This window comes from Pseudomonas sp. P65(2024) (assembly GCF_057480955.1).
This window is the reverse complement of record NZ_JBLIYX010000001.1, coordinates 13,317-30,193: the sequence shown is the minus strand read 5'-3', so window position 1 is coordinate 30,193 and position 16,877 is coordinate 13,317. Positions and strand designations below refer to the sequence as shown.

Here is a 16,877-nt window from a genome sequence, read left to right as displayed (position 1 = left end):
GCTTAAGCAATCACTGCCGCCGTCGCGAGCCGGGCCTGCACGCATCACCCAGGGTATGAGTGATAGCGGAGCCGACCCGCTGCGGCGACAGCGATCAGGCAGTGCTGCCCAATGCCTGGTCGCTGGCCTTGCCGCGCCCGCCCAGCCACACCAGCAGCAAGCCGGTCGCGGCCAGCAGGCCACCGGCCATTGGCACCGCCGCATAGCCCAGGTCCAGGCTGATCACCGCGCCACCCAGGGCGGCGCCGACGGCATTGCCCAGGTTGAACGCGCCCACGTTGATCGACGACGCCAGCCCCGGCGCCTCGGCCGCGGCGGTCATCACCCGCATCTGCAGCGGTGGCACCACGGCGAAGGTGAACACGCCCCACACCAGCAGCGCCAGGGCGGCGCCGACATGGCTGCCCAGTACCAGCGGCATCAGCAGCATGATCGCCGCCAGCGCGCCGAGGAAGATCCGCGCGGCGCCGTCCAGCGACCAGTCGGCCAGCTTGCCGCCCAGGCTGTTGCCGAGGGTGAAGCCGACGCCGATCAGCACCAGGCCGAGGGTGACGAAACTGTCGGAGGCACCGGTCAGTTCGGCCAGCACCGGGGCGACATAGGTGTACAGGGTGAACATGGCGCCGGCACCCAGGACCGTGGTGGCCATGGCCAGCAGCACGTTGGGGCGGGCAATCACCGCCAGTTCCTTGCGCACATGGGGCACGCTGCCGCGCTCGCCCTTGGGCAGGGCGTACCACAGCGCCGCGATGGCCAGCACGCCGAGCACCGCGGTGCCAGCGAAGGCCATGCGCCAGCCGACCTGCTGGCCGAGCCAGGTGGCGGCCGGCACGCCGCCGATATTGGCGATGGTCAGGCCCATGAACATGGTGGCCACGGCACTGGCCTGCTTGTCCCGGGGCACAACGCTGGCGGCCACCACCGCGCCCAGGCCGAAGAAGGCGCCATGGTTGAGGCTGGTGATCAGGCGTGAAAGGAGCAGGGTGTAGTAGTCCGGCGACAGGGCCGAGAGCAGGTTGCCGAGGGTGAAGATGCCCATCAGCATCATCAGTGCGGCGCGCTTGCCGAAGCGGCTGAACAGCAACGTCATGATCGGCGCGCCGACCATCACGCCGATGGCGTAGGCGGTGATCAGCATGCCCGCGCTGGGAATGCTGGCGCCGACACCATCGGCGATCACCGGCAACAGGCCCATGGGCGTGAACTCGGTGGTGCCGATGCCGAAGGCGCCGATGGCCAGGGCGAACAGCACCCGTTTGGGGGAAAGCGTGCTCATTGGGAGCTCCGAAAAAGCGGTTGAGAACGGGGGTGGGCTTCCATGCCCGGTGCAGATCAGTCCCAGTTCGGCGCCAGGCCGTCCGGGCTGACTTCGCGGCCGTTGCGTTCCAGGGTGGCGATGCGCGCCATGTCGTCGGCGTCCAGGCGCAGGCTTTGGGCAAGCAGGTTGCTGGCCAGGTTCTCACGCTTGGTGGACGACGGGATCACCGCGTAGCCCAGTTGCAAGGCCCAGGCCAGGGCCACCTGGGCCACGGTGGCCTTGTGCTTGGCGGCGATCTGCGCCAGCAGCGGATCCTTCAGCACCTTGCCGTAGGCCAGGGTCATGTAGGAGGTGGTGGTGATGCCCTGCTCCTGGAGGAAGGCAGTCAGCTTGCGGTTCTGCAGGTACGGGCTGAGCTCGATCTGGTTGGTGGCGATCTCGCCCTGGCCGACCACGGCGATGGCCTGGCGGGTCAGCTCGATGTTGAAGTTGGAGATGCCGATCTGGCGGGTAAGACCCTGGTGCTTGGCCTCGGCCAGGGCCTGCATGTATTCGGGCAGCTCGACGCCGTTGCCTGGTGCCGGCCAGTGGATCAGCAGCAGGTCGACATGGTCGGTGCGCAGCTTGGCCAGGCTCTCGCGCAGGCTGGGGATGAGCTTGTCGGCGGCGTAGTGGTCGACCCAGATCTTGGTGGTGATGAACAGCTGGTCGCGCGGCACACCGCTTTCGGCAATGGCTTGGCCGACTTCGGCCTCGTTCTTGTAGATCTGCGCGGTGTCGATGGCGCGGTAGCCCAGCTCCAGCGCCGACTTGACCGAATCGATGACGGCCTGGCCGGTGAGGCGGAAGGTGCCCAGGCCGAAGGAAGGAATGCTCATGGATCTGCTCCTGTCGAGTGAGGGGATCGAAGCCCGGACAGTGGGGTGCGGGTTCGAACGAGTGAGCGCAGTTTGCGCCGTTCGGCGGGATTGATTAAGACGCCGGTGAGTCAAGGTCCTTTGACTTGGAGTCATGAATGGGAGGGTGGGTTGTGATTGGTGGCTAGGCAATAGGGGTATCAAGCAGGGGGATGCATCCGGCATCATGGCAAACCTGCAGGTGGTTGTGATTGAGCAAATGCGGCTAGGCAGGCCCGAGCGCGGATCGACGAAGCTGTGGCCTGCCGTATTTCCAGGAGCACACTGACCTTGCCCGTCAACGTTCATTACAAGACCCGCTTCGACGCCGTGCTCGCCTATATCCAGGACAACCTGGAAGGCGACCTGTCGGTGGAGGCCCTGAGCGCGGTGGCGCACTTTTCGGTGTTCCACTTCCATCGCCAGTTCAGCGCCTATGTGGGCGTGCCGGTTGCCCGCTACGTGCAACTGATGCGACTGCGTCGCGCGGCCCTGCGGCTGCTCGGCCAGCCAGGCCACTCGGTGCTGGCGGTGGCGCTGGAGGCGGGCTTCGAAAGCCCGGAAGCGTTCAGCCGGGCGTTCCGCCGGGCCTTCGGGCATGCGCCCAGCGCGTTCCGCCGCCGGCCTGACTGGCAGGTATGGAATACGGTGTTTGCCATTCCTCATTTTTCCAGGAGCATCACCATGCAGGTACGAATCGTCGATTTCGCTGCCGTGCGCCTTGCGGCGCTCGAGCACCGTGGGCCGGCCAATCGGGTCAGCGAGACCGTGCGCCACTTCATCGACTGGCGCATGAGCAGCGGGCAGTCGCCCGTGGCCAGCAGCCGCAGCTTCGGCATTCCCTACAACAATCCGGACACCACGGCGCCGGAAGACTTCCGCTTCGCCATCTGCGGGGAAATCCACGAGGCGGTGGCGCCGAATGCCCAGGGCGTGCGGGAATCGAGCCTGCCCGCCGGGCGCTGCGCGGTGGTGCGGCATGTCGGCTCGCCGGACCATATCGGCGAGACGATCTATCCGCTCTACCGCGACTGGCTGCCGGCCAGTGGCGAGGAATTGCGCGATCATCCGTTGTTCTTCCATTACCTGAGCATCTACCCGCAGACGCCGCTGGAGCAGTGGCAGACCGATATCTACGTGCCGTTGCGCTAAAGCACGGTCGGCCCCAAACGCAACAGCCCGCCGATTGGCGGGCTGTTGCGTAGGGCCAGGAGCGATCAGCGGCGGCGGAACAGCGGCAGCGGCTCGTCAGTGGCGCCCTGGTAGGTCACCGAGAAGTCCTTCAGGCTCTGCAGCGCGTCTTCCGGGTCCTTGTCGGCACGGATGGCGAACGCGTCGAAGCCACAGCGGGCCATGTAGAACAGCTGGTCGCGCAACACGTCGCCGATGGCGCGCAGCTCGCCCTTGAACTTGTAGCGGTCACGCAGCAGGCGCGCGTTGGAATAGTTGCGCCCGTCGGTGAAGGCCGGGAAGTTCAGGGCGATGACCTGGAAGTGCTCGACGTCTTCGCCAATTTCCTCGGCTTCCTCGTCGCTGTCCAGCCAGATGCCCAGGCCGCCGTCGCGGGCCTTGAGCAGGCTTGGATGGTCACGCCACAGCTGCAGCGGCACGATGTAGTCGTCGCAGTTGGTCAGCTCGTCGATCGAGACGTCCTTGGGCAGCAGGTGCCAGGTTTCGTCGACGATCTGGTTGTTCTTAATGATTCGCTGCATAGACGCGTTCCTTGAAGGGGTCGATGCCGATCCGCTGGTAGGTGTCGATGAAGCGCTCGTCTTCGGTGCGCTGCTCGACGTACACATTGATCAGCTTCTCGATCACGTCGGCCATGTCGTCCTGGGCGAAGGAGGGGCCGAGGATCTTGCCCAGGCTCGCGTCGCGTGCGGCATTGCCACCCAGCGAGACCTGGTAGAACTCCTCGCCCTTCTTGTCCACGCCAAGGATGCCGATGTGGCCGACGTGGTGGTGGCCGCAGGCGTTCATGCAGCCGGAGATGTTCAGGTCGAGCTCGCCGATGTCGAACAGGTAGTCCAGGTCGTCGAAGCGGCGCTGGATGGACTCGGCGATCGGGATCGACTTGGCGTTGGCCAGCGAGCAGAAATCACCGCCCGGGCAGCAGATGATGTCGGTCAGCAGGCCAATGTTCGGGGTGGCGAAGCCTTGCTCGCGCAGTTCCAGCCACAGCGCGTGCAGCTGTCGCTGCTCGACGTCGGCGAGGATGATGTTCTGCTCATGGGAGGTGCGCAGGAAACCGAAGCTGTAGCGCTCGGCGAAGTCCGCGACGGCGTCGAGCTGCTTGTCGGTCAGGTCGCCCGGGGCGACGCCGGTGGGCTTGAGCGACAGGGTCACGGCGACGTAGCCCGGCTTCTTGTGCGCGCGGGTGTTGCGCGAGCGCCAGCGGGCGAAGCCTGGGTGCTCGGCGTCCAGGGCGCTGTAGTCGACGTTGTCGAGGGCCAGGTACTCGGGGTCGACGAAGTGGCGGGCAACGCGCTGCACCTCGTCCTCGGTCAGGGTGGTGCTGCCACCGCGCAGGTGGGCCATCTCGGCCTCGACCTTCTCGGCGAACACTTCCGGGGTGAGGGCCTTGACCAGGATCTTGATCCGCGCCTTGTACTTGTTGTCACGGCGGCCGTAACGGTTGTACACGCGCAGGATGGCATCCAGGTAGCTGAGCAGGTCCTGCCAGGGCAGGAACTCGTTGATGAACGAGCCGATCACCGGGGTGCGGCCCAGGCCGCCGCCGACCAGCACGCGGAAGCCCAGCTCACCGGCGGCGTTGCGCACCGGCTCCAGGCCGATGTCGTGCACTTCGATGGCGGCGCGGTCGTCGCTGGAGCCGTTCACGGCGATCTTGAACTTGCGCGGCAGGTAGGCGAATTCCGGGTGGAAGGTGGTCCACTGGCGGACGATCTCGCACCACGGGCGCGGATCCACCAGCTCGTCGGCGGCGACACCGGCGAACTGGTCGGTGGTGACGTTGCGCAGGCAGTTGCCGCTGGTCTGGATCGCGTGCATCTGCACGGTGGCCAGTTCAGCCAGGATTTCCGGGATGTCTTCCAGCGCCGGCCAGTTGTACTGCACGTTCTGGCGGGTGCTGATGTGCGCGTAACCCTTGTCGTAGTCGCGGGCGATCTTCGCCAGCATGCGGGCCTGGCGGGCGTTCAACTGGCCATAGGGCACGGCGACACGCAGCATCGGCGCGAAACGTTGGATATACAGGCCGTTCTGCAGGCGCAGAGGGCGGAATTCTTCTTCGCTCAGCTCACCGGCCAGGTAGCGGCGGGTCTGATCACGGAACTGCTTGACGCGGTCCTCGATGATCCGCTGATCGTACTCGTCGTATACGTACATATAAGTCCTGTCTCAGGCTAGCATGCAGCTAATCGCGCGCACGGCCGCGCACTCCAGGTCGGAGCCGAGGCACGATAGCAGAGTGGGTTTATGCGCTAAAGTGATGTTTTTGCATATGAAAAGAACCATTTGGACTAAGTGAGACTGACTGGCATTTGTCCGCGCCGGTACATCGCGGCGCTATAATCCGGGGTTTGCTCCGCAGGGAAGTATCAGCATGCTCAAGGCCTTGTGCCAGAGCCTGTGCCTGAGCCTGCCACTGGCAGCGAGCGCACAGGCAGCGTCCGTGGTGTTCCTCAACCCGGGCTATTCCAATGAGACGTTCTGGGTCGATTATTCGCGCTTCATGCAGGCCGCCGCCCAGGACCTGGGCATGGCCTTGCGCGTGCAGTACAGCGAGCGCCGTGCCGACCTCGCGCTGACCCAGGCCCGCGAAGTGCTGCAAGGACCGCAGCGCCCGGACTACCTGGTGCTGGTCAACGAGCAGTATGTCGCGCCAGAGATCATCCGCCTGTCACGGGGCACCGGGGTCAAGCTCTTTCTGGTCAACAACGGCCTCACCGACAGCCAGGCGCACAGCGTCCAGGCACAGCCCGACAAGTATCCTGAAGTGCTCGGCACCCTGGTCAGCAACGACGAGGAGGCCGGTTACCAGATGCTCAAGGCGATGGTGGCGCAGGTGCCGACTGACGCAGGGCCGGTTGACCTGCTGGCCTTCGCCGGGATCAAGACCACGCCCGCCTCGCAATTGCGGGTGCAGGGCATGCGCCGGGCGCTGGCGGAGTTCCCCCAGGTGCGCCTGCGCCAGGTGGTGTATGGCGGCTGGCGCCGCGAACGCGCCTTCGAGCAGGCGCAGATGCTGCTGGAGCGCTACCCCGACACGCGCCTGGTGTGGTCGGCCAACGACCAGATGGCGTTTGGCGCCATGCAAGCGTTCGAGGCCCTGGGCAAGGTGCCGGGGCGCGATGCCCTGTTCAGCGCGGTCAACAGCTCGCCCGAGGCCCTGCGGGCGCGGATCGACGGGCGTCTGAGCGTGCTGATGGGCGGGCATTTTACCCTCGGCGGCTGGGCCATGGTCATGTTGCATGATGATGCCCAGGGGTTGGCAGTGGGGCGCGACGGCCAGCGGGAACATAGCGTGCCGGCCTTGCAACTGATCGACGCGGACAAGGCCCGGCGCTGGCTCAAGCTGCTGGAACAGGACAACCACGGCATCGACTTCCACCGCTTCAGTGCCGAGGGCAGGCCGACGGACTTTCGCTACCCCTTTCTCACGTCACCCGTCGACTACTGAAAACCCCTGCTTGAGGGAAGGGCATTGCTGGACTTAACTGCTGCTTGTGAAGTGCATTCCCATAACCACTACAAGAGGCAATGCAATGGGAAACTCTACCAAGGTCCGCAAAGCTGACAGCAGTGTCGATGCTTGGGCGATCCTGTGTCTGATCGTGCTGGTGGTGGTCACTGCGGTGTATTGGGTCAGCCATCAGTAGCCAGTAGCGCAAAACTGCTCGAGACCGTGAGTAACACCTGAACCGCCCGCGGAAGGGATATCCGCGGGCGGGTTGCGTTTGGGCCAGCTAATGCATACCCCCTGTAGGAGCGGCCTTGTGCAGGGGCTGGCCCTGGCGCGGCTAGCGCGCCGTCAGGTGCAGCGCCAGCTGCACCAGGCCAATCAGCACGAAGATGAAGATCAGCGTGAACAGCGTTCCCATTACGATGAAATGGCTGGCCTTGCCGTAGGTGAAGTCGCGCGCGCGGTTCTTGCCGCTCTGCACGCCGAAGGCGGCGGCGAGGATGCTTTGCAGCATCTGCCAGAAGGTCGGTGGCTTGCCGTGTTGGTGGTCGTCCATGAGTGGCTCCCGGGTTCAGAGGCAATCCCCCACAGTGTAGGCGACTCAGGCCGATGCCATGGACGAATCCGCCTGCTCCTGCTCATCCTGGGCCACCACCCGCTCGCACAGCTCGATGATCTGCTCGCGCATCCAGCGGTTGGCCGGGTCCTGGTCGGTGCTTTCGTGCCAGTACAGGTGGGTCTCCAGCGCCGGCACCTCCACCGGCAGCGGCTGGTGACGCAGCTGATGACGGCGGGCGAAGCGCTCGGGCACGGTCATGACCATGTCGGTCTGCTGCAGCACCTGCGAAGCCATCAGGTAGTGCTGCGAGCGCAGCGCGACACGGCGCTGCACGCCCATCTTGCCCAGGGCCAGGTCGACATAGCCCAAGCCGTTGCGGCGGCTGGAAATATGGATGTGGGTCATGGCCAGGTAGCTGTCCAGGGTCAGCTTGCCGTCGGCCTGCGGATGGCCGGGGCGCATGGCGCAGACGTAGCGGTCCTGCATCAGCTTGACGTGGCGCACTTGTGGGTCGGTATTCAGCGGCGCGTCGACGGCGAAGTCCAGGCGCCCGGCGGCCAGTTCCTTCGTGGTCTCGCGGCGCTTGCACAGGAAGCTCTCGATCACCAGTGCCGGGGCCAGGCGGCGCAGGCGCTGGAACAACGGCGGCAGGATCACCGCCTCGGTGAGGTCGGTCATGCTGATGCGAAAAGTCTTGCTGGCCTGCAGCGGGGTGAAGATGCGGCTTTCCTGCACCGAGGTGCGCAGCAGCGACAACGCGTTGCGCACCGGGCCGATGATGTTCTGCGCCATGGGCGTGGGCACCATGCCCTGGGCGGTGCGCACGAACAGCGGATCGTTGAAGGTCTCGCGCAGGCGCGATAGGGCGTTGGACACCGCCGGCTGGGTGATGCCGACGATCTGCCCGGCGCGGGTCAGGTTGGCTTCGGTGTAGATGGCGTCGAAGACGATGAACAGGTTGAGGTCGACCTTGCTGAGGTTCATGGGCGCCGCTCTTTGTTGGAATTATCGGGTGATCATATATTGGTTATGAATGTTTATACACGTAGAAAATAGACTAGGTGGATGAAGGGTGGCTGTTCTAGGCTCAGGCCCATGTTCTTCATTGACTGAAGGTAGCCCCGATGGATTTCGCCTATTCGCCCAAGGTCCAGGCACTGCGCGAGCGCGTCAGCGCATTCATGGATGCATACGTCTACCCGGCCGAGCCGGTGTTCGAGCGCCAGGTCGCCGAGGGCGACCGCTGGCAGCCCACCGCGATTGTCGAGGAGCTCAAGGCCAAGGCCCGCGTCGAGGGGCTGTGGAACCTGTTCCTGCCGGAATCGGAGTACGGCGCGGGGCTGACCAACCTCGAGTACGCGCCACTGGCGGAGATCATGGGCCGCTCGCTGCTGGGGCCCGAGCCGTTCAACTGCTCGGCGCCGGACACCGGCAACATGGAGGTGCTGGTGCGCTACGGCAGCGAGGCGCAGAAACGCCAGTGGCTCGAGCCGCTGCTGCGCGGCGAGATCCGCTCGGCGTTCGCCATGACCGAGCCGGACGTGGCCTCCTCGGACGCCACCAACATGGCCGCCACCGCCGTGCGCGACGGTGACGAATGGGTGATCAATGGCCGCAAGTGGTGGACCTCCGGCGCCTGCGACCCGCGCTGCAAGGTGATGATCTTCATGGGCCTGTCCAACCCGGACGGCCAGCGCCACCAGCAGCACTCGATGATCCTGGTGCCCACCGACGCGCCCGGGGTGAAGATCGTCCGCCCGCTGCCGGTGTTCGGCTACGACGACGCGCCCCACGGCCATGCCGAGGTGCTGTTCGAGAACGTGCGCGTGCCTTATGAAAACGTGCTCCTGGGTGAGGGCCGCGGCTTCGAAATCGCCCAGGGCCGCCTCGGCCCAGGCCGGATCCACCACTGCATGCGCTCGATCGGCATGGCCGAACGCGCCCTGGAGCTGATGTGCAAGCGTTCGGTCGAGCGCACCGCCTTCGGCCGGCCCCTGGCGCGGCTGGGCGGCAACGTCGACAAGATCGCCGACTCGCGGATGGAGATCGACATGGCCCGCCTGCTGACCCTCAAGGCCGCCTACATGATGGACACCGTCGGCAACAAGGTGGCGCGCAGCGAGATCGCCCAGATCAAGGTGGTGGCGCCGAATGTTGCGCTGAAGGTGATCGACCGGGCCATCCAGATTCATGGCGGGGCCGGGGTGAGCGGTGATTTCCCGCTGGCGTACATGTATGCGATGCAACGCACCCTGCGCCTGGCCGACGGACCGGATGAAGTGCACCGGGCGGCGATCGGCAAGTATGAGATTGGCAAGTATGGGCCCAAGGAGATGTTGCGCAGCGGACACTGAAGAACATCGTGAACCGCCCGCTCAGGTTCGGCTGCACGCCTGAACGGGCTCACCCTCGGCGCCATCGCTGCCGTGTTCAACGAAGTGTTCTTCTACAACGAAGCGGGCCAGATGACCCACGCCAACGCAGCAGCCCAGGCGCCGGTGCCCAGCGTGATGATGGGAGGCTCCGACGCGGGGCTTGGGCGTCAGGACGAGATGGGCAAACTGATAAGCGTGCTCGCGACCAAGGCGGCGAGGGATCTGGTGCTGGACCTCAAGACGCCTTGAGTAAAAATCTGGCCACTGGTCCCCGCATTGGTACCTGAGACTCCCAATGCGGGGCTGGCTTGTCGGACCGGGAAGTCGGGGGCTGGCAATTTTTGCATGGGACACTCCTTGTGCGGGAAGTGCGCATGCTCGCCAAGGTGTTTTGCCTGAAGTAGTCAGCTGGGTCCGCTTGCGATGTAGGACGTTTCTTGATGAGCCTTGAGTATGCCTGGCAAGGGCAGAAGACCCGCCGTGGCGGGTCTTCCTGTCGATCATCAGCCCGGCGGATTCAGACCCCCGCCGCCAGCTTTGCACTCACCTGGCGACGGCGATACGCGCTGTCGCGAGTGGCCAGCCACCAGTACAGCGGCGAGGTGATCGCCAGCCCCACCAGCCACGACAGGTCGGCGCCATTGATGTGTACGGATACCGGCCCGACATACAGCGGCGTGTTCATGAACGGGATCTGCACCGCGATGCCCACCGCGTAGGCGATCAGCGCCTGTGGGTTGTAGCGGCCGTAGATGCCGCCGTCGACCTTGAAGATCGAGTCGATGTCGTAGTCGCCCTTGTGAATGACATAGAAGTCGATCAGGTTGATCGCCGTCCACGGCACCAGCACCACCAGCAACACCAGCACCATGTCGACGAAGTGGCCGATGAAGTCCGCCGAGGCAAACACCGCCACCACACAGCAGGCGGCCAGGACGATCAGCGACAGCACGGCGCGGCTCTTGGCGGTGGGGATCCAGCGGTAGGCGAAGGTCTGCACCAGGGTGATGATCGACAGCACCGCACCGTACAGGTTGAGGGCGTTGTGGCTGATCACGCTGAGCAGGAACAGCACCAGCATCAGTGGGCCAAGGGTGCCGGTGGCGAGCTTGACTGCGTCCATGGTGTCCATCCCGGCCGGGATCGCCAGCACCGCGACCGCGCCGAAGATGAACGACAGGCTCGAGCCCAGGGCCGAGCCCAGGTAGGTGGTCCAGAAGGTCGAGGACACCTTGACGTCGGCCGGCAGGTAGCGCGAGTAGTCCGAAACGTAGGGAGCGAAGGCGATTTGCCACAGCGCCGCCAGCGACACGGTGGCCAGCCAGCCGGCCAGGTTGAAGCCGCCGCGGGTGAGGAAGTCGTCGCTCTGCACATGGCTGAAGATGTAGCCGAAACCAACCACGATGCCGATGCCCAGCACCCAGGTGCCGATGCGGTTGAGCACGTGGATGAAGCGGTAGCCGATGATGCCGATGATGCCCGAGCCCAGGGCGCCGATGACGATGCCCACCGGCACCGGCACGCTGTCGACCACGCCGTGCAGCGACTTGCCGGCCAACACGATGTTGGAGGCGAAGAAGCCGATGTACATGACCCCGGCGATCACCACCACCAGCAGGGCGCCGAGCGAGCCGAACTGGGCACGGCTCTGGATCATCTGCGGGATGCCCATCTGTGGGCCCTGGGCCGAGTGCAGGGCCATGAGCACACCGCCGACCAGGTGGCCGACGAGGATGGCGACGATGCCCCAGACCAGGTTGAGGTGGAACAGCTGCACGCCCAGCGCGCCGGTGACGATGGGCAACGGCGCGATGTTGCCGCCGAACCACAGTGTGAACAGATCCCTTACCTTTCCATGGCGGTCTTGCGGCGGCACGTAGCCGATTGTGTGTTTCTCGATGAGGGGTGCCGAATTGGCTGCACTGGTCATGACTGACTCCAAGGCAAGGTGGGGCATCGGGGGAAGCCCGGGTGCGTGCCGGCAAGGGGCGACGCGTTCTTGTTGGAGCGATGATGCGGGGTGGGCGGGTATCGAGAAATTAGTAAATTTGTGCTCATGAACCTTAAAAAACCTAAGGCTGGCAAAAGGTTAAGCGGGGGACGGCAGCAAGGAGGGTGCCAGGTGGCCGGAGGCCTTGGCGGGCGGGGGCTGCACAGTGCCTTCGGGGTCGTGAAAGGTCCATTGTGGTGCGCGCTGCGCAATAACATGGCACTGGCTGCGTGGGTGATCACGCGGCACGTCCGCTCCCGTTGGCAGTCCGCTGCAGTGAGGGCGCACAGCGGCTATGCTGTCTAGTGCGGGGGTTCAAAGAGGGGATGACTTCATGGCGACGCTGGAGCGGGCCATCGCGATGGCCATCAAGGCACATGAAGGGCAGTTCGACAAAGGCGGTGCGGCGTACATCCTCCACCCGCTGCGGGTGATGGAGCGAGTGATCACCCCGGAACAGCGCATCGTCGCGGTGCTGCACGACGTGCTGGAAGACACCCCGCTGACCCTGTCCGACCTCGCCCGCGAAGGTTTCCCGCTGAAGATCCTCGCCGCGCTGCTGGCGCTGAGCCGCCGCGAAGGGGAGAGCTACGAGGCCTTCGTCATCCGTCTTGGCGTCGACCCCCTGGCGCGCCAGGTCAAGCTCGCCGACCTGGCCGACAACAGCGACCTCTCGCGCATTGCCCATCCTGGCCCGGCCGACCTGGCCCGGCTGTCCCGCTACCGGGAGGCCAGCGCCTACCTGCAGACGCTGGCCTGACCCTGCTCAGCCACAGGCCTTGAGATTGACAGGCCCGACGAACTCGTTGCCACGGCCCATCACGCATGCCACCTGCTGGTTGCGCTGCAGCTCCCAGGCCTGCGGCGGGTAGGTCTTGTTCCAGGCCTCGAACAGCTGGCGGTCCTGCTTGGACAGCCTCAGGTCATACTGCTTGCTCATGTAGAAGTAGGTGCGCGCGATCATCCCGCGGATCGATGGGCGCGGCATGACCTTCTTGGCCTTGAAGTCGACCTGGGTCAGGCAGCTGCCGTACTGGCCATGCTGCTCGGGCAGCCAGCCGAAGCTGAAGTTGCTGCGGTCGCCGTTGATATTCTTATCTGATAAAAAAGCATGGTGACAAATTCCAGACATCACCGGGAGGCCCCGAAATTACTGGGCTGCAGGCCATGATGATGGTGTTGACATGTATGTCAATATTGACGCCGAGGCTGGCCGAGAAACCAGATCGAGTTCGTTTCAATGACGCGTTGTGAGCTTTGCGCTTTTGCCTGCTGCTAAGAGGAATTCGCTCGCCCGAGAGTAGGTCTGTTCCCTGCACTAATGAGCCAGGTGAAACGTTGCCGCGAGGAAACTTGATGTAGGCGAGGAGGATAACCTCCCCGCAGATGCTCTCCCCTATATCGTCGTCCTGCGAGTAGGGAGCAAGTTATTTACAGTTACTAGCCCTGCGATACCCCGCAGCCTGTGCATCCGCTTCTGAGCTGAATAGCACTTGGTTTTTTTCAGCGACTTGATGGTAGCCAGGGCATCCAGATGCTAGGTGGTACACGTGGCTGTTCCGATTGCCGAGAATCGACACATTCGTCGCCTTTTTCTCCAGCGTAGGCTTAGCGGTATCTGCATTGGACTGGATCGCGATGTCAGATAGGGCCGAGGGGCTACCGGTTGGTTTGTAGCCGAGCGTCCAAGTTCGTTCGCCAGTCACGAAAGGGTTTGAATGACCCATGATACGAGAGATCCGCTGATTACGCTCAATCTCCCAAGCAGTCACCGGATGCTGTCTATCCCATGCCATCAGAACCTGCTGTTGTTGACGAGACATACTGAGCTTGTACCGATCAAACATGTAGAACGTTGTTCGAGCAACCAGCCCCTTCACCTGATCGCGAGGCTCAGCAGCCTTCTGTTGAAAATCAATCTTGGTCGTACATTGGCCATACTGACGTGCAACACCTGGTGCCATACCGTAATTGAAATTGCTGCGGTCTCCGTTCACCTCGCCTACGGCTGGGTAGAGGTTGAAAAGGTCAGCCTCCATCGCACGGAATGTAGGATCTGAATCAACGCAGTTTTCTCTCCCGCCCGTTTGCCAGCACTGACGCTGATGCCCAAAAGTCCATGCTGGGACAATGTGTTCCCACTCTGTTCTCTCCGCCCGATTTTGCTGCTTGCGAGTCTCATAGCCGCATGACTGAGCATCGATTCGACCACCCGTTTGTCCTACCCAAGTCCATTTACAACCACAGTAGAGATCTCCGACCGAGCTATTAGCTTGGTCAAAGTAGATTTTCTGTTTTGCAATGATCTTAGCTTCGGTGAAGGTTGTAGGAGGAGCGGCAATGGCGGTCAGGGTAGTAGTGAGGGTTAGCGCTACTGCGAAAAACAGTTTCTTCATCAATCGAGGTCTTAGGGGTGGGGGGATGATCTGGCTAAGTCGTGGGATGTCAGCTATCAGTTGGGGAGATTTATTAGAGGTCTTATGAGCTTCTCTGTTGGGCAATTCGCTAAGTTGGGCCAAGAGCGCTGCAGCGTCCGTGATTTGCCGATGGAGAGCGATCCTGAGACCCAGAAGGTCTAGTCTTGAATTGATTGATGCCACAGTCGACGCAAGGTGCTTTCTGGAAGCCCTAGCTTTTTAGCAGCTTGGGACTGACTGAGACCGAGTGCTTTTTGTTCCTGTACAGCCATCAATTTTTTTCTTGCTGACGATACGTTAACTCGTGTCACAGCCTGAGGCTCGGTCGGCAGAAGGCTGTCGGCCAGTCCCAGCGCTTCTAGTTCAGCCAGTGATGCAAGAAGTGTTTCTCGAGCTGAGCGGTGATCGTGTGATGCCATGACCAGGGCTAGGAGGGTGGTGGGTTCGACCTCCAAGCCTGAAGCTAGTAGATAGCTTGTATCAACGGTTACGGAGCTCTTGGCCAACTCCAGCTTGCTCACATTAGTTTGTGGCACGAATGAAGACAAATCGTCTTGGGACAAACCCTTGTGCGTTCGCAGTAGCTGAAGCACTGCAGCAAATGAGTAACGCAGCGACATGATGCTTTCCCCAAAAGCGAACGATATGCCGCGTTTGCTTACCGCCAAACAAACGTCTATAGTCGTGTTTCTGGCGGTGTGGCCGAATTACCGGCAATTTATGGAAATTGAAATGCGGGGATGTGCTTGATGGATAGCCCACTCAACGACGGGCTATTGGGGGAGGGAGTTGATCTGATCGGCTCCGAGTTGACCCTGGAGGAACTGGTTCTCGCCGCTCGTGAGCGCTACAAGTGGATGCCGTTCTGCGTGGTTGAGGAGTGGGTCATCCTGGACGCCATCCTCACGGAAGATGAGCTGGCTAAGGTGGCTGCTGCTGGATGTCAGCCCATGTTCTTGTTTGCCCACAAGGTCGTACATGACGAACAGCAACGCTTTGAGGCGGGCGATTGGGTGCGGTCGACTATCGCTCGAACCTTCAATGAGGGCTACCTCTTCGCGACCAGGAACACTGTCTACCTACTCAAGGGGCCAGGCCAACGGAAGCCGTCTTCGCTGCAAGGCATCTTCTCAATTTTCTAGGTCTCTCGGCCCCGCTCGTGACGACTCTACTGTTTCAGAGATCAAGATATGTTTCGTTCTCACCATGCTGACATGGCCGGCATCCCTGGCATGTTTGGCGACGGGTTGATGCATTGGCATGGCGTTTCCCGAGCTCTCGCTACCCACTGGTACCACGTGAGTGTTCAGCGTCTCCATGAAGGCCAATTCAGGAATTATGAGGAGATGCTCAACGATGAGATGCGCCTCGTCGAGCTGCTGATAGCGCAGGACGAGAGCCTAGTTGTGCAGGAAGTCCAGGCCGTGACTCCATCCTGGATGAACAAAGACGGCGGCTGGAAGATGGAGAGGCTCACTTCACTGTCGATGGGACACAACCACGCTGGTGTGGCCGTCTGCCTTCTGGAAGTAGAGGGTGGTGCTGTGTACGTCGATACGCATGAGCCTGGTCTCGGTGCCGACTCCTTGAACGGCGTCAGGGAGCTGTATCGACGCGGTATGGCTCAGGCCAGTGCTGCAGCAGAATCTCGGAGGGCTTAGGGATGTCAGAGGTCAATACGGTGAAGGTGGACTATCACGTGAAGCGCTACTCGGACTTCGACCTGTTGCGTATTGCTCGAGCTGTAGGCCAGGGATACGAGGATGAGATAACCGCGTTTCTGGTGAATGTTCACATTCATCGACTGAGCGCCGTTGGCGTAGTCTTTGGGCATATGCGGCAAGGGCCTCATGGTCGGTTTGCTGATGGGCACCTGATCCAGACATCCGACATCGTGAGTATTAAGAAGGAAGGCAAGTTCTGGGTGATCACGACTATGAAGTCCAAGTACGTGGTAGCTACCTTCCGCCGCGATGGCGGACGCCGGAGCCTGAGGGATTTCTGCCGCTTGGTTGGAGAGCGCTTCCCCAATACTCAACTGCACTGATTTAGATCGAGCCTGAGCACGCCAAGGTGTGCCCAAGGCCTCCCCCTGCCTGAAATTTGGGCCCGAGCAAGGAGCTGTAAGTGTTTATTAAGTTTGAATACCTGAAATTTTCTGGCTGCCTGGAAGACATACGAGTTTTTGAGAGCTTCTCAGATAATGTGCAAGTCATCATGAAAATAGATGACGTTCTCATTCCTAATTTTCGGATGCCTACTCGTATCTACGAAGATCTGGAAAATGGCGGACAGTACGAGTTTTACGGGCTTGTTCAGAAATCTAAGAATAAACAAAAAAATACAGGCTTTATATACGCCGCAAAGACCGCTAGCGGGAAAGTGCTCGAGCAGCCTAGCCTAAAGTACACCTCCCAGCTGGGTATTTGGGCGAATGGAGCGGTGATCTCAGCAGTGGCCTTTGTTTTGGCATGGGTAGCTTTGTTCTTTGGATTAGGCACCCTGGTTGATGGGTATCATTATAGTTCTGTAAATGGATTTGCTGAGTATGCGGGTGATGTGACGCGTTATGCATTCGCTCTTGCTTGTATGATTGCAGCGTTTTTTGTGGGAGTAGGGATAAATCTGTTCTACAAAACAACGGTATTGGACACCTGGCAGTCGATTGCACCTGCAAAGCTTGTTGAGCGGTTCAGCAAAATGCATCGCTGACCATTGGGCGAGCCCTCCTTCAGAG

At 62.0% G+C, this 16,877-nt stretch carries 18 protein-coding genes and 1 pseudogene; 9 read left to right on the top strand and 10 right to left on the bottom strand.

The features are described 5' to 3' along the window. Positions 1–94 precede the first annotated feature (94 nt). Positions 95–1,276, bottom strand: a complete 1,182-nt coding sequence (locus AC25MA_RS00160) for an MFS transporter (protein WP_036986217.1) — start codon at positions 1,274–1,276, stop codon at positions 95–97. Between the two features lie 56 nt (positions 1,277–1,332). Continuing rightward, a complete protein-coding gene (gene dkgB / locus AC25MA_RS00155) occupies positions 1,333–2,136 on the bottom strand; it encodes a 2,5-didehydrogluconate reductase DkgB (RefSeq protein ID WP_028691441.1) in 804 nt (267 codons plus the stop codon). A 309-nt stretch (positions 2,137–2,445) separates the two neighbouring features. Between dkgB and AC25MA_RS00150 the strand changes: the two genes are divergently transcribed. Next, on the top strand, positions 2,446–3,306 hold the full coding sequence (locus AC25MA_RS00150) for an AraC family transcriptional regulator (protein ID WP_486971661.1): 861 nt from the start codon (positions 2,446–2,448) through the stop codon (positions 3,304–3,306). Between the two features lie 65 nt (positions 3,307–3,371). Here AC25MA_RS00150 and AC25MA_RS00145 read toward each other — a convergent pair whose 3' ends face one another. Then, a complete protein-coding gene (locus AC25MA_RS00145; protein ID WP_028691443.1) occupies positions 3,372–3,866 on the bottom strand; it encodes a DUF934 domain-containing protein in 495 nt (164 codons plus the stop codon). Then, positions 3,850–5,502, bottom strand: a complete 1,653-nt coding sequence (locus AC25MA_RS00140) for a nitrite/sulfite reductase (RefSeq protein ID WP_062360993.1) — start codon at positions 5,500–5,502, stop codon at positions 3,850–3,852. Before AC25MA_RS00140 ends, AC25MA_RS00145 begins: the two co-directional genes overlap by 17 nt. 217 nt (positions 5,503–5,719) lie before the next feature. Between AC25MA_RS00140 and AC25MA_RS00135 the strand changes: the two genes are divergently transcribed. Further along, positions 5,720–6,796: an ABC transporter substrate-binding protein gene (locus AC25MA_RS00135; RefSeq protein ID WP_028691445.1), complete on the top strand. Its 1,077-nt coding sequence runs from the start codon at positions 5,720–5,722 to the stop codon at positions 6,794–6,796. Positions 6,797–7,136: 340 nt separating this feature from the next. Here the strand turns inward: AC25MA_RS00135 and AC25MA_RS00130 are convergent, their stop codons facing one another. Together AC25MA_RS00130 and AC25MA_RS00125 are read right to left on the bottom strand one after the other, a co-directional pair. After that, on the bottom strand, positions 7,137–7,355 hold the full coding sequence (locus AC25MA_RS00130; RefSeq protein ID WP_028691446.1) for a DUF2970 domain-containing protein: 219 nt from the start codon (positions 7,353–7,355) through the stop codon (positions 7,137–7,139). Positions 7,356–7,400: 45 nt separating this feature from the next. Continuing rightward, on the bottom strand, positions 7,401–8,342 hold the full coding sequence (locus AC25MA_RS00125) for a LysR family transcriptional regulator (protein WP_028691447.1): 942 nt from the start codon (positions 8,340–8,342) through the stop codon (positions 7,401–7,403). 140 nt (positions 8,343–8,482) lie between these two features. On the opposite strand from AC25MA_RS00125, the gene AC25MA_RS00120 reads away from it, so the two are divergent. Together AC25MA_RS00120 and AC25MA_RS00115 are read left to right on the top strand one after the other, a co-directional pair. Further along, on the top strand, positions 8,483–9,712 hold the full coding sequence (locus tag AC25MA_RS00120; protein WP_486971660.1) for an acyl-CoA dehydrogenase: 1,230 nt from the start codon (positions 8,483–8,485) through the stop codon (positions 9,710–9,712). A 120-nt stretch (positions 9,713–9,832) separates the two neighbouring features. Further along, positions 9,833–9,982 (top strand): annotated as a pseudogene (locus AC25MA_RS00115) (SPFH domain-containing protein); the annotation flags it as partial. 268 nt (positions 9,983–10,250) lie between these two features. Here AC25MA_RS00115 and AC25MA_RS00110 read toward each other — a convergent pair. Beyond that, the gene (locus AC25MA_RS00110) at positions 10,251–11,663 is read right to left on the bottom strand and encodes a purine-cytosine permease family protein (protein WP_028691450.1); all 1,413 of its coding nucleotides are present in this window, start codon (positions 11,661–11,663) and stop codon (positions 10,251–10,253) included. A 394-nt stretch (positions 11,664–12,057) separates the two neighbouring features. On the opposite strand from AC25MA_RS00110, the gene AC25MA_RS00105 reads away from it, so the two are divergent. Next, on the top strand, positions 12,058–12,483 hold the full coding sequence (locus AC25MA_RS00105; RefSeq protein WP_028691451.1) for a GTP pyrophosphokinase: 426 nt from the start codon (positions 12,058–12,060) through the stop codon (positions 12,481–12,483). A gap of 6 nt (positions 12,484–12,489) precedes the next feature. Here the strand turns inward: AC25MA_RS00105 and AC25MA_RS00100 are convergent, their stop codons facing one another. The 3 genes from AC25MA_RS00100 to AC25MA_RS00090 form a co-directional block, all read right to left on the bottom strand. Beyond that, positions 12,490–12,855 carry an endonuclease gene (locus tag AC25MA_RS00100; protein WP_486971659.1) on the bottom strand — a complete coding sequence of 122 codons (366 nt, stop codon included), beginning with the start codon at positions 12,853–12,855 and terminating at the stop codon, positions 12,490–12,492. Between the two features lie 295 nt (positions 12,856–13,150). Further along, positions 13,151–14,119, bottom strand: coding sequence for an endonuclease (locus AC25MA_RS00095; protein ID WP_197854202.1), 969 nt, complete (start codon positions 14,117–14,119; stop codon positions 13,151–13,153). Between the two features lie 179 nt (positions 14,120–14,298). Then, positions 14,299–14,760, bottom strand: a complete 462-nt coding sequence (locus tag AC25MA_RS00090; protein WP_182363623.1) for a helix-turn-helix domain-containing protein — start codon at positions 14,758–14,760, stop codon at positions 14,299–14,301. A gap of 129 nt (positions 14,761–14,889) precedes the next feature. Here AC25MA_RS00090 and AC25MA_RS00085 point away from each other — a divergent pair, with 129 nt between their 5' ends. The 4 genes from AC25MA_RS00085 (at position 14,890) to AC25MA_RS00070 (ending at position 16,852) form a co-directional block, all read left to right on the top strand. Next, positions 14,890–15,282: a DUF6957 family protein gene (locus tag AC25MA_RS00085; RefSeq protein WP_025755015.1), complete on the top strand. Its 393-nt coding sequence runs from the start codon at positions 14,890–14,892 to the stop codon at positions 15,280–15,282. Positions 15,283–15,330: 48 nt separating this feature from the next. Further along, entirely contained in the window at positions 15,331–15,801 is a 471-nt protein-coding gene (locus tag AC25MA_RS00080) for a hypothetical protein (RefSeq protein ID WP_025755016.1), read from the top strand. 2 nt (positions 15,802–15,803) lie between these two features. Further along, positions 15,804–16,187: a hypothetical protein gene (locus tag AC25MA_RS00075; protein ID WP_486971658.1), complete on the top strand. Its 384-nt coding sequence runs from the start codon at positions 15,804–15,806 to the stop codon at positions 16,185–16,187. 80 nt (positions 16,188–16,267) lie between these two features. Next, positions 16,268–16,852, top strand: coding sequence for a hypothetical protein (locus AC25MA_RS00070; RefSeq protein WP_078479305.1), 585 nt, complete (start codon positions 16,268–16,270; stop codon positions 16,850–16,852). Positions 16,853–16,877: the final 25 nt, after the last annotated feature.